The organism is Nonomuraea sp. NPDC049152, from assembly GCF_040648355.1.
GTDB lineage: Bacteria > Actinomycetota > Actinomycetes > Streptosporangiales > Streptosporangiaceae > Nonomuraea.
The window spans coordinates 42,713-55,173 of sequence record NZ_JBEZDO010000048.1; the positions used below are offsets into that span (position 1 = coordinate 42,713).

The window sequence follows — 12,461 nt, forward strand, 5'->3', positions numbered from 1 at the left end:
TTTGAGGAGCCCCGAGAAGATGCCCACCATCGAGCAGGCCATCGCCACCTTCGGCGTCACCGTCGACGAGCACCTCGACCGGCAGGCCGAGATCCCCATCCTGTCCGGCCTGCAGTTCCAGGGCGATGTCGCCGTCGTGCCGGTCACCAGGGAGCCGGCCCGTACCCCGATCCCCACCTCCGGCGTCCCGGTCGTCCGCGGCCAGGCCCAGGCCAACACCCACCTCCTGGTCGCGACCGGCGCGGCGTTCTTCAGCCCTGACCAGTCCGGCCGCGCGCTGGTGCTTGGCGTGCTGACCGTCGAGGAGGGCGCTACCGCCTACCTCGCGCACCCCGAACACGCGTTCACCGGTATCGCGCCCGGCACCTACGAGCTGCGTCGCCAGCGCGAGCAGGCGGACCAGGTCCGGCTCGTCGCCGATTGAGGCCGGGGGCGGGCCAACCCGCGGCTGGTCGTCCGCGAGTTCGCGGTGGACACCCTCGACGAGGACGAGACGAGGCTCACCGCGAGCGGTACGCCCGCGGGCGACGTGGCGGCCACCGTCGACGGCAACCTCGACACCGCCTACACGCCCTTGGGTGCTCCTTCGAGCGGAGACGCCCTGCAGGTGACGCTGTCCAAGGCATGCGGTCGGCCGTTATGCGGGCCAGCCTGTGGTGGCGGCCTGCGGGTCGGCCCAGCCGATCGTGTGGGAGAGCGGATGGGCGAAGGAGCCGGCGGCGCCGCCGTGGCCGAACAGGCCGGCCAGGTGTGCGGGCGCGTGATCACGGCTCGTACGGCGGAAGCCCCAGACGCGCGCGGATCTCGCGCTGCACCGAGACTTTCTCGGGCCTGGCGTCGACGGTGACGACGTACTCCTTGCGGCGGAACAGGTCCAGGACTGGGTTCGTCTTGTCGTGGTAGTCGCGCAGCCGGCTGGCGAGTGCCTCGGGTGTGTCGTCCTCCCGGGGCACGAGCTCGCCGCCGCACACGTCGCACCGGTCGCTCTCCTTGGGGCGATGGGCGATGAGGTTGTAGTCCATGCCGCAGCGGGCACACAGGCGGCGGGCCAGGACGCGCCGCCGTACCTCCTCCTCGGGCAGGTCGAGGTGCACGACGCCGTCGATGTCGTAGCTCTCCAGGAAGAACTCGGCCTGGCGGCGGTTGCGCGGGAAACCGTCGATGATGAACCCGTAGTTCCAGTCGTGCTGTTCCAGCCGGTCACGCACGACCTTCTCCACCAGGTCGTCGCCGACGAGCTCCCCGGCGGCCATCACGCGCCGGGCCTGAGCCCCGAGCTTGGTGTGGCTTTGCACGTGCCATCGGAAGATGTCGCCGACGCTGATGTGTGCCAGATCGAGGTCGCGGGCGAGCAGAGTGCTCTGGGTTCCCTTGCCGCTGCCCTGGACGCCCATGATGACGTACTTGCGCATGCTGCACTCTGACACATGGCCGGGCACTGACCGGAGGGGCAACCCGGCCTGCCGCCACTTGGCGACCGGGGCACCACCCGCTGCCGTGCGCCGGGGTGCGGCCGCACGCGGGGCTATAGCCGCGACATCGCCCCGTGCGCCGAGCCCCCCCACGCACCGCGTCATCGACCCCACCGGAGAGGTGTGCGACGGGCAGGAGACCGACTGCGCCTGCTACCTGCACGACCCCGAGCACCGCACCGATCCCATTGCGTCGGGGGCGTGCCTACCGCGATCTGGACCGCGTGCCATCGGCGATGACGTCGCGGACGGCATCGATGACGAGGTCGGGCTGGGCGTGCTGCACGTAGTGCTCGCTGGTCGCGGCGATCAGGAACTGGCCGCGACTGGACAGCGCGGCAAGGCGCCTGGCTTGCTCAACGGCGGCCGCGGGCTGGTAAGCAGGGATGATGACCACCACCGGCAGGTTGCCCCACGCTCCCGGCCGGACCGTCCCTCGGACCTGGGCGGCACTGTCCAAGGCAGCCCAAGCCTCGGCCCGTGCGGCCTCCATGCTCCTGGAACCGTAGACGACAAGTGCCTGGGCGCGAGCCGCGGTGGTGGCATCGGGGGGCACCAGGGCATCGCTGAACAGTCGCAGCAGCCCCACCCGTGCCAGGAGCCCATTGACGGTGAACTGCGCGGCGAGCAGTGGTCGGGACATATGCAGGGCTTGGACGGCGTTCTCATCGGTGACGTCGATCAGCACGAGACCGGCGGTCAGATCCGGCTGGCGATCGGCGAAGACCCGTACAATACTGCCCCCGTAGGAGTGCCCGGCCAGGACATACGGCCCAGCTTCTCCTGCTGCGGTGAGGAGGGCGTGCAATTCCCCGGCCGCCTGCGCCGCCGTACGCGGCGGTGGGCCGTCCTGGCTCCAGGCGTATCCCGCCCGGTCATAGGCACATACACGGTGGCCGCCGGAAAGCTCGCGCTGGATCACCTCCCAACTCGCGCTGGACTCGGCCAGTCCCGCCTCCAGCACGACTGTGGGACTGCCGGTTCCAGAGCAGTTCAGGTGGAGCTGCTGGGCGCCCACGCGCACCAACCTCCCAGGCGCGCGGAAGCGTTCCCCGTCGTGCTGCCCGGCGATTGACTCATAGCCGAATCCCGCACCAGCCATCAACGCGATCAGGACAGTACACCAGCCGGTGATCCTGCGCAGCACCCGCCACCATCGTCGCCCTCGACCGGGCTTCGCCCGGCCGCCGTGGATTTCCTCAACCATCACGTCATGAATGTAGGTACGCGATCGCAATGAATCCTCGTCCAGGCGATCGAACTCGGTCTGGGATCAGGATCCCAAGAGCCGTTGGCTGACGTACTCCACGAGGAGGAGGACGTGCGCAGCGCGAGCCGTCGGCCGAGGTGATCCGGTTGAGAACGCACACGCCCAGCCGCCACATCTCCAGAGGCGGGGTCGGGCAAGGCGAAAGAGCACGGACGATCATCATGCCGCACGGCCTTCTCGACTACCTCTTGGAGAGCCTGTGCCTCAGCCCGCGAGACTGATCTGGGCCAACAACCGGGACAACCAGGCCGGCGTCACGCTCACCGGGACCGGCCACTTCGACGTCATCGATCTGGCACAGGTTCGATACGGCCGCCGACCAGCCGGTTACGGGCATCGATCGCGTGCCCGTCACAGATCAGCGCCTCCGTCCCTTCGGCGTCGACCAGGCGGTGGGTGGCGGGCTCGGCGCACGGCGCGGTGTCGCGGTTGTAACCCCAGGCGCGGCCGCACCCCGCGGCGGTGCAGCGGGTGGTGCCGCCGCTGGCGGTCAGGGTGTTGCCGTGCTCGGGGCACACGCCCCACGGCACAGTACAGGCGTCCTGCGGCCGGGCGGCGATCCGGGCCAGGTCGGAGGCAGTCTTCTGCAGGTCCTGGCCGACCTGGCGGGCCCTGTACCGCGTCAAAACTCGCGCGTAGGGACTGAGCTGGTGTTTCTCCGGCCGACTATGCGGCTCGGCGGTACTCGTTGATCGCTGCGCAACACCAGGACGCGGATGGAGCGGACCGTGCGCGGCCGTCCACGCCGCCGCGATGCGCCGGCCACGGCGTGACGGCGCCGCAGCAGATCACGACGCCACCGCAGGATAGTTTCCGGCAGCAACAGCAACATGAGGTGCCGCAGCTGGTCCATCGGCAGGCGATGGAGCAGCCCAGCGAGCATGAACCGGTCATCCGGCGTGAACACGGGCCTGGTCACCTGCTGTTGCAGCACCGTCAGCTGGTGCCGCAGAACCAAAATCTCGATGTCTTTGTCGTGATCGCTCCTGGACAGTAGGCGCAGGAGCGAGAAGGCATTCATCACCATGAGGTAGGCCAAGCGCAGCACCACAACCGATCATCATGCCGCTCACCGGAGCGCTCGGGACACCCGCCGGCCCGAGATCGCCCATCATGCCTACGACCTGCGCGGATGGATATTCGGCACCCGCAATCCGGAGGAACAGCCAGCGCGGCGAGGACCACGCGCTGCTCGGCGGAGGTCACCGGGATGCACACCCTGTCGATCACGCGCTTCCAGCGAACCCAGCAGCCGAATCTCCATTCCTGTTCCCCCGTACGAACAGCTGCCAGCGGGCTGCCATCCATCTGCCATGCCCAGGCGGCACGCTACAGCCCGGCGGACCGCACGACGCGATACAGGTCTGAAAACTGCGCGGACCGCCACCAGCGAAAGGAATCGGAGATAGATGAGGAAACGATCAATTGTCGCTGCGGTCTTACTGGCCCTGCCGTTCGTGACAGTGCAATCCGCGGCCGCTGGCTCCGGGCCGGAGCCAAGTCGGCGAGGAACCGTCGCCGAGCCGGCGCCGTTCAGTTCCATCCCGCCCGAACTGCAGGCCAAGATGCGGGCGCAGGAGCCACTCAAGCGGGCGGCGGAGAAGGTGATGGCGGTCGCCCGCGCGGGGCGGGGCGACACCGGTTTCGCGGGGCTCTCGCTTGAGGACGGCTTCGTGCAGGTGTGGTGGAAGGGGCGGGCACCGAGGGCCGCCATTGCGGAAGCCAGGCGAGCGGCGGCGGTACGCGTTGCCGCCGCGCCGTACTCCCAGGCCGAGTTAAAGGCCGCAGCGGCGCCGATTCGCGAGCAGATGCGCGCCGACACCGAGATCACCTTTGTGACGGTTCGCACGGACGGCTCCGGGCTGACCGTGGGCGTGAGCCCGGCGGCCAGGAGCGCAACACCGAAGACGTTCGCTGTGAGCGTCCCGGTGACTATCGAGCAGTCCGAGAGCCCGCGTTTCACCTCCCGCGATAATGACACAGAACCCTGGTGGGGCGGCGCCCAGATCGTGGGCGGCGACACCGTCCGGTGCTCCACCGGCTCCTGGTCCTGTCGCGCGATCTGCACCGCCGGATTCGCCGTGACCGTCGACTCGGTGGACGGCATCCTCACCGCCGGGCACTGCGGCCGGGCTGGCGAGAGCTGGTACGACGGCGCGGGCGATTGGATCGGCACCGGATACGCCGAGCACGTCTCCCACGACCTGCTGCTCGTCAGGGGCAACGTCCGGGGGAACGAGCAGGGGCGCATCTACGATGGCGGTGGAATGGGACCCAACCCGATCAACACCAACTCGGGCTTCGACAAGCAAGTCAGAGGATGGGAGGCGGTCTATCCCGGCGAGTACCTATGCCACTCCGGTGCCCGCAGCGGCGCGGTTTGTAACTACAAGGTGCTCTCCGGCGGCAGTTACAGCTACTGCGCCACCGACGTCTACGGCACCCGCGAGTGCTACACCGACCAGTTCGAGGCCGTGCAAGCCGACGGGTACCCCGGATCGCAGCAAGGTGACAGCGGCGGCCCGGTCTTCTCGGTCTTCTGGGGCGACGGGACGGGTTCGTCGGTAATCGCCAAGGGCATCATCTCCGGCGCCAACAGCAACCGTCTGCTGTTCCAGGACTTCTACACCGCCGCTGTCGATTTCGGGATCAACGTCATCAGGTGAATATCTCCGCAAGTAGCCCTGAGAACCCCCGTACCAGCCTGGTGTGGGGGCGATCATCTGGAGCAGCTCGCGTTCGCGGGCGTCCTCCCGTGCGATGGCGAGCGGGTCGCCTGAGTCGAGGGAGGTTGTGGCAGGGCCGCGTCGAAGAGAGAGGAGGCCGTGCCGCCTGGTCCCGGAGGTCGCGATGCGCGCCGGGAACAGTGTGGAGGCGCTCCTCCGGGGCTACGTCAAGTGCATGGACGGCCAGCGGAAGACGGTCAATAGCATGCAACAACGACCTGATCTCGGCGAAGCGAGCTGGGTACAGCCTGCTGGGCGGCGACAGCGGCGGCCCCGGTTCAATCTGGGGAACGGCAACTCGGCGGTCCGCGCCCTTGGGACCATCAGCAGCGCCACCCAGGACTCGGGCACGGAGTGGCTTGTTTTCCCCGGACTTCGTTACGGCGACGCGCGACTGGCCCGGCCTCGACACGGTCAACTATTGCGCGGCCTCGGCTCGCGCCTTGGACATCCAGACATCACCGAGAGATCACAACGAAATGCGATACATAGACACCGTGCCACTCGATCCCAACGATCATAGGCGCCTGGTCCAGGCCGGATGGGTGAATGTTCTTGCCAGGGCCACGTGCGGCCTCGTCGCGCTGGCCCTCGCCGCGGCGACGGCTCTCGTTTGCGCCGCCCCCGTTACCGCGGCTGAGGTGACCCTGCGCACCCTGGCCGCGGCGCGTAACCTGCGTATCGGGGCGGCCGTGCACGACCGCGGCCTCGCGATGGACAACGGCTATCGCGACAAGCTTCGGTACGAGTTCAACAGCGTCACCCCCGAGACCGCCATGAAGTGGGTCAATCTCGAACCCGAACCCGGCGTGCACACCTGGGAGAAGGCCGACGCCGTCGTCGCCTTCGCCCAGCAGAACAACCAGATGGTCCGCGGTCACACCCTGGTCTGGCACGGCGCCCTGCCCACCTGGATCAGCAACGGCTCGCTCACCGACGAGGAGCTGCGCGCCGCGCTTCGACAGCACGTCGAGACCACGGTCACGCGCTACGCCGGACGCGTGGCGGTCTGGGACGTCGTCAACGAGGCTCTCGCCGAGGACGGCTCCCTGAAGCAGACCATCTGGTTCAAGCGTCTTGGTCCGGGCTACATCGCCGACGCGTTCCGTTGGGCCAGGGCCGCCGACCCCTCCGCCAAGCTGTACATCAACGACTACAACGCCGAGTGGAGCAACCCCAAGCGGGCCGGCCTCTACAACCTCGTGCGCGACCTGCGCGCGCAGGGCGTGCCGATCGACGGTGTCGGGTTCCAGACCCACTCCCTGATCAAGGACCCGACGCCGGAGACGATCCTGCCGACGCAGCTCAAGAGCACCCTGGAGCTGTTCGCCGGACTCGGCGTCGACGTGGCCGTCACCGAGCTGGACGTGCGGATCAAGATGCCGGTGGACGAACGCAAACTCGCCGCCCAAGCCGAGATCTACCGCCGGACCACCGCCGCGTGCGTGGCTGTCAGCCGGTGCGTGTCGCTGACCGTGTGGAGCGTCACCGACCGCTACTCCTGGGTGCCGTCCGTGGTGCCCGGCTGGGGTGCGGCCCACCCGCTTGATACCGACCTGGCCAAGAAGCCCGCCTACGCCCAGATGCAGGCCGTACTGGTTGATCGCGACTTCACCTCGGCCTCCACCGCCGGCCACTCCGGCAAATGCCTGACGACACAGCTCACCCAGGCCGCCTGCAGCGGGGGCGCGGACCAGCGGCTGCTGTTCCGGCGCATGGCGCCCAAGGTGTACCAGATCGCCGACTCTCCCAGCGGCCAGTGCCTCACCATCGGCGCGGGCAACACGCTGGTACGGCGCGCCTGCGCGGCCGACAGCGCCGACCAGCGCTTCGAGTTGCGCCCGCTGAACCAGGGGCACCAGCTGATGTCCGTCCGCACCTACAAGTGCGTCGCCGTCAAGGACGGCAGCACCGCCGCGGGAGCCGCCATCGAGCAGGCGTCATGCTCCGCCGCTCCGGCCTGGCGCCTGCCAGACGCACCCGGACATCTGTAACTCTGATCGTCAATAGGAGAATTCTGGTGAGAACTCGCCGAAATCTGTTGAGAGCGGCTGCGGCCGGTGCGGGCCTTGGCGTCATCTCCGTTGCCGGCACCGGTACGGCTTCAGCCGCGGGATCAGGGACGGCGCTGGGCTGGCTGGATGTCACCGCACCGGAGTATGGCGCGACCGGTGACGGGCGTACCGACGATACCGCCGCCATTCAGAACGCGCTGAAGGCTGCGGCGCCGGGCGACGTGGTCTTCTTCCCGAACGGGAAATACCAGATATCAGCCCCGCTGGAGATCCCCGACGGCGTCGAGCTGCAGGGCAGCGGGTCTTCCTGGTACTCGGCGGGTGGTTCGAACCAGACCACGATCAACGCCGTCTCGTCGTTCACCGCCGCGCAAATTCCCGGCATCCGGCTGGCCACGGCACCGCGTTCCCGATGAACGTGCGCTTCACCAATGTGGCGACGTTCCGCTGCGGATCCAAGACCGAAGCGAGCGAGCGGTTTCGACCTGTACACCACCGACTCGCAGTTCAGCTCCTGCATGTCCTTCCGAGCCTGGCTACGGCCCAGCAGCATCAGCCAGCCGAACACGCGGACCGTAAGTGGATAGAGCAGGCGAAGAGGCACACGGCGTGATCGTGTCGCCGCGGGAAGGCTGGGCCAGACCGCAGCTCGATGCGGTAGCAAAGGTGTTTGACGCGCTACAGGCACTCCGCTCTCCTCTGCATCTCAGCCCGGGCAGTCCCCACCATTGCCGGGACCTGTCTGCGATCTGCCATCCGTTTGTCACGTGCGATCGGCAGGCTGGCGGGCGCGTCGCTGCCGGTCCTACCCGTCAGGCGCACGGACGAGAGAAGAAGGGGCACATGCTGAAGAACACGATTCGCACGCTCGTCGCCGTTGGCTCGGCGGTCACGGCCACGTTCGCCGCGACCGGCCCGGCGCGGGCCGCAGCCGACCAGGTCTGCTACGAGGCTCATGTGCAGAACGTCGGCTGGATGGGCTGGCAGTGCGACGGGGCCGTCGGCGGCACGATTGGGAGGTCGCTCAACCTGGAGTCGGTCCGGTTCAAGGTCAACGCAGGCGAGTTGTGCGTCAAGGCCTACCGCTCCCACTACGGATGGGACAGCACCTTCCAGTGCGCCAAGCCGAGCAAGACAGTCCAGATCGGCACCACGGGGATGAACGCCCCGATGGAGGCGATTCTGTTCTACTACCGCAACGGTAATGGGAGCTACATCAAGGGCAAGGCGCACTCCAGAAACATCGGGTGGACAGACCAGTACGACACGGGTACCTACCGCACCGGCTACAGCAAGATGTACATGATCGGGACCACCGGCCGGTCGCTACCGATGGAGGCGCTGACGATGTGGTGGGTCTAGGGCTCACCTCGCGAGCTTGGCCCTGATCCGGTCGGCGTCCGGGTGGCCGAGCTCGTCGAAGATGTCCAGAGCCCGCTGCCAGGTACGGCGTGCGACGTCGGCCCGCCCAGCCTCGAGCTGGGCGGTGCCGAGCCTGGTGAGCGTATCGGCTTCGTGATAGCGGTGGCCGACCTCGCGGAACAGGTCGAGGGCGTGCTGGTAGCAGGTGATGGCCCGCTCGTGCTGGCCAAGCTGGTGATGGGCGTACCCGGTGCTGTCCCACGTGTTGGCCTGCCCGTAGCGATCGCCGCTCTCCCGGTGCAAGGTGAGTGCCTGATGGCAGTGGTCGAGGGCCTTGTCGTAGTGGCCGAGCAGGGCATGGCGCCAGCCGACCGCGTTGAGCGCCCTGGCCTGGCCGGTCCGGTGGCCGACGGCTTTGAACAATTCGAGGGCGCGTTGGGCGTGGGCGAGCGCGTCCTGGTAGCGCCCCTGCCGTTCGAGCACACCTGAGATGTTGCCGTGGGTGTGGGCCTGGCCGATGTGGTCGCCGAGCTCGCCGTACAGATTGACGGCGAGCAGGAAGTGGGCGTGCGCGTCATAGAGGTGGTCGAGCCGGGCGTGGGCCCAGCCGAGGTTGCGGTGAGTATGGGCCTGCCCGGCCGTGTCACCGGCTCGGCAGGCCGCCTTCAGGGCGATCTCCTGGATGGTGACCTGCTCCTGCCAGCGGCCCTGGCGGTCCAGGAAGTCGGTGAGGGACCAGGCGATCTGCCAGGCATGCGCGTCGAACCCGGCGGCGAAGGCATAGGGGATCGCGGCGAGCAGGACGGCGTGCTCGGCGGTGAACCAGGCCAGCGCCTGCTCGGGGTCGGCGACGTTCTCGCCGCCATCCGCCGGCGGGGCAGTGTCCAGGGAGATGGGCTCGCGGTGCGGGTTGAGCAGCCGGGTGGCGGCGTGGGCGGTGTGCAGGTAGTGATCGAGCATCCGGTGCAGCGCGGCCAGACGTTCCTCGTCGCGATCGTGGGCGTGCGCGAGTTCGGTGGCGTGGGTGCGCAGCAGGTCGTGCAGGGCGTAGCGGCCCGGGGTGTGCTGGGTGATCAGGTGGGCGCGGACCAGTTCGGCCAGCAGCGGCCGTACCCGTGTGACCGGGACGCCTCCGAGGCTCGCCGCCGCGCCTACGCCGAGGTCGGGGCCTGGATGCAGGCCGAGCGACCGGAACAGCTGCGCCGCCTCGGCACCGAGGGCGTGGTGGGACCACGAGAACACCGCCCGCACCTGCGTGGCCGGGTCGCCGGCGTCGAACGCGTCCAGCCCCCCGTCGGCTTCGCGCAGTTCGGCGGCGAGGGCAGCCAACGGGAGGTCCGGGTGCGTGGCGGCGCGGGCGGCCACCACGGCCAGCGCCAGCGGGAGCCCCGCGCACCTGGCGATGATCTCCTCCACCGCGTCAGGTTCGGCTTCGACCCGCTCGAGGCCTAACCGACCGGCCAGCAGCCGGCGGGCCTCTGCGACCGGCAGCAGGTCCAGTGGCAGCGAGTGCGCGCCCTCGGTGACCACCAGGCCAGGCAGCCGGTTGCGGCTGGTCACCACCACCAGGCAACCGGGTGCGCCCGGCAGCAGCGGGCGGACCTGCTCGGCGTCACGGGCGTTGTCCAGCAGGACGAGCATCCTACGCCCGGCGAGCAGGCTGCGGTACAGGCCGACCTGTTCCTGGAACCCGGCCGGGAGACGGTCCGCGGGCATGCCCAGGGCGTCGAGGAAGCCGCGCAACGCCTCCGTCGGCGCCATGGGCGACCCGCTGGGGTCGAAGCCGCGAAGGTTCACATAGAGCTGCCCGTCGGTGAAACGATCGCGGACTTGGTGGGCCCAGTGCACCGCCAAAGCCGTCTTGCCCACTCCCGCGGTGCCTGACACGGCGGTGACCACGACGGTGGTGGGCTGCTCGCCGGCCATGTCCATGAGGGCGTCCAGCCGGTGCAGCTCCTCGGCCCTGCCGGTGAAACCGTACAGGTCAAGGGGCAGCAGTGCGGGAACGGCCACGGGCGCCGGCTCCTGGGGCGGCTCGGGCCGGGCGGCGTCCGCGGCGAGGATCCGCTGGTGGATCTCACGCAGGTACGCCCCAGGCTCGACGCCCAGCTCGTCGACCAGCGTGCGCCAGGCTTCGCCGTACTCCCTCAGGGCCTCCGCGCGCTGTCCTGACGCCTCGAGGGCGACCATCAGCTGACCACGGAACCGTTCCCGCAGAGGGTGGGCGGCCACCAGGGAGCGCAGTTCCCCCAGCAGCGCGTCCTGCCGCCCGAGCGCCAGATCGGCGTCGATCCGCGCCTCCATCATCTGCACCCAGACGTCCTCCCACGCCCTGACGTGCAGCGAGCGCAGCAATGCGGAGTCGACGTCCGCGAGCAACGGACCGCGCCACCGGGCCAGCGCGTCGGTCAACAGGGCGGCGGCTGCGGCCATGTCCCCCAGACCGGCCGCTCGCGTCGCCTCCGCGCGCAGCGCCTGCGCCTGGTGCAGGTCGATGGCGTCCGTCGGGACATCGAGGACGTAGCCCGGCGCACGGGTCACCAAGGGAGTGGGCCGGATCGCCGACAGCGCCTTACGCAACCGCGTGACATGGCTGCGCACGGTCTCCCGTGCGGTCTCCGGGGGCCGGTCCTCCCACAGGCAGTCGACCAGCTCCTCCACCGACACCACGTGCGGGACCCGAAGGGCCAGCGCGGCGAGCACCACGCGTTGCTTGACGGAGGTGACGGGGACGAGCGTGCCACCTGCGTCGCGCACCTCCAGCGGCCCCAGCAGCCGGATCTCCATCCCGTACTCCCCCTTGACGCGCACCTGTCCGGTATCTGGGGCTGATTTCGCTCTGCCACCTATCTGCCATGTGCTGCCAGAAGGCTACAGATCTTCCGGGTGCAGCCCCGGCACCTCCCGCATGATGCGGCGGAGCGTCGCCGCGCCCCCTGAACACATGTTGGGCTCATTCACGAATCCGACGATCTGCGAGAAGTTCAGCTGCGCCACCTCGTCGGCGGTGAGCTTATGAGCGGTCACAGTTACCTACCGATAGATCTTCACGGCAGGTGACGAGGCGGAAGTCGGCGTGCTCCCCAGCCTCGGCGCGGAGCACGTCCGCGGCGTGCAGCGGGGTGCTCTCCTTACTGTCAACGGCCAGCACGTCGGCGCGGTGGAAGCAGGCCGGGTCGAGTTCGGCCTTGGTGCCGTCGTCGGCGCCGACGGCGGTGACGTGCTGTCCAGGCCGTAGCCAGGAGCCCTCCAGGATGGGCCGGCGGCTGCCGGTCGCGGTGACGATCACGTCGGCCTGCCGTACGGCGTCGCGGGGGTGGTCCGCCACCGACACCGTGAGCGGCGGGTCGACCTCCAGGAGCGCCGCACGCAGCGCCAGCGCCGCGTCCGCGCGCCGCCCCCAGACGACCACGTGCTCGATCGGGCGTACCGCCCGCGCGGCCAGAACCTGCAGCCGCGCCTGGGTCCCCGTGCCGAGGACCGCCATGGTGGCGGCGTCCCGCCGGGTCAGCAGGCGGTTGGCCACCGCTCCCGCCGCGGCGGTGCGGACGTCGGTGAGGTGGTGCCCGTCCATGAGAAGCGCGCGCAGGTCCCCGGTGGTCGCGTCGTGGACGGC

At 69.2% G+C, this 12,461-nt stretch carries 11 protein-coding genes and 1 pseudogene; 5 read left to right on the forward strand and 7 right to left on the reverse strand.

Translation table 11 applies throughout. From position 1 onward, the window contains the following. The first annotated feature begins 19 nt into the window (after positions 1-19). Positions 20-424, forward strand: coding sequence for a hypothetical protein (locus AB0B45_RS47850; RefSeq protein WP_346143552.1), 405 nt, complete (start codon positions 20-22; stop codon positions 422-424). A gap of 340 nt (positions 425-764) precedes the next feature. On the opposite strand, the gene AB0B45_RS47855 is transcribed toward AB0B45_RS47850, so the two are convergent. The 4 genes from AB0B45_RS47855 to AB0B45_RS47870 form a co-directional block, all read right to left on the reverse strand. Next, entirely contained in the window at positions 765-1,412 is a 648-nt protein-coding gene (locus AB0B45_RS47855; protein WP_192776956.1) for a nucleoside monophosphate kinase, read from the reverse strand. A 265-nt stretch (positions 1,413-1,677) separates the two neighbouring features. Further along, on the reverse strand, positions 1,678-2,679 hold the full coding sequence (locus AB0B45_RS47860; RefSeq protein WP_358145114.1) for an alpha/beta hydrolase: 1,002 nt from the start codon (positions 2,677-2,679) through the stop codon (positions 1,678-1,680). Positions 2,680-3,026: 347 nt separating this feature from the next. Beyond that, positions 3,027-3,368, reverse strand: coding sequence for a hypothetical protein (locus AB0B45_RS47865; RefSeq protein ID WP_358145092.1), 342 nt, complete (start codon positions 3,366-3,368; stop codon positions 3,027-3,029). Then, positions 3,365-3,793 (reverse strand): hypothetical protein, encoded by a 429-nt coding sequence (locus AB0B45_RS47870; protein ID WP_358145094.1) that lies wholly within the window; start codon positions 3,791-3,793, stop codon positions 3,365-3,367. Before AB0B45_RS47870 ends, AB0B45_RS47865 begins: the two co-directional genes overlap by 4 nt. Positions 3,794-4,199: 406 nt before the next feature. On the opposite strand from AB0B45_RS47870, the gene AB0B45_RS47875 reads away from it, so the two are divergent. The 4 genes from AB0B45_RS47875 (at position 4,200) to AB0B45_RS47890 (ending at position 8,845) form a co-directional block, all read left to right on the forward strand. Beyond that, positions 4,200-5,408, forward strand: coding sequence for a hypothetical protein (locus AB0B45_RS47875; RefSeq protein WP_358145097.1), 1,209 nt, complete (start codon positions 4,200-4,202; stop codon positions 5,406-5,408). Positions 5,409-6,109: 701 nt separating this feature from the next. Continuing rightward, complete coding sequence (locus AB0B45_RS47880; protein ID WP_358145099.1) at positions 6,110-7,462, forward strand: endo-1,4-beta-xylanase; 1,353 nt, start codon at positions 6,110-6,112, stop codon at positions 7,460-7,462. Positions 7,463-7,488: 26 nt separating this feature from the next. Then, positions 7,489-7,899, forward strand: coding sequence for a glycosyl hydrolase family 28-related protein (locus tag AB0B45_RS47885; RefSeq protein ID WP_358145101.1), 411 nt, complete (start codon positions 7,489-7,491; stop codon positions 7,897-7,899). 427 nt (positions 7,900-8,326) lie between these two features. Then, positions 8,327-8,845, forward strand: a complete 519-nt coding sequence (locus tag AB0B45_RS47890) for a hypothetical protein (RefSeq protein ID WP_358145103.1) — start codon at positions 8,327-8,329, stop codon at positions 8,843-8,845. Positions 8,846-8,848: 3 nt separating this feature from the next. Here the strand turns inward: AB0B45_RS47890 and AB0B45_RS47895 are convergent, their stop codons facing one another. The 3 genes and pseudogenes from AB0B45_RS47895 to AB0B45_RS47905 form a co-directional block, all read right to left on the reverse strand. Further along, positions 8,849-11,656 (reverse strand): BTAD domain-containing putative transcriptional regulator, encoded by a 2,808-nt coding sequence (locus tag AB0B45_RS47895; RefSeq protein WP_358145105.1) that lies wholly within the window; start codon positions 11,654-11,656, stop codon positions 8,849-8,851. A gap of 60 nt (positions 11,657-11,716) precedes the next feature. After that, positions 11,717-11,872 (reverse strand): hypothetical protein, encoded by a 156-nt coding sequence (locus AB0B45_RS47900; RefSeq protein WP_358145107.1) that lies wholly within the window; start codon positions 11,870-11,872, stop codon positions 11,717-11,719. Beyond that, positions 11,859-12,461 (reverse strand): annotated as a pseudogene (locus AB0B45_RS47905) (hypothetical protein); the annotation flags it as partial. The pseudogene AB0B45_RS47905 and the gene AB0B45_RS47900, both read right to left, overlap by 14 nt.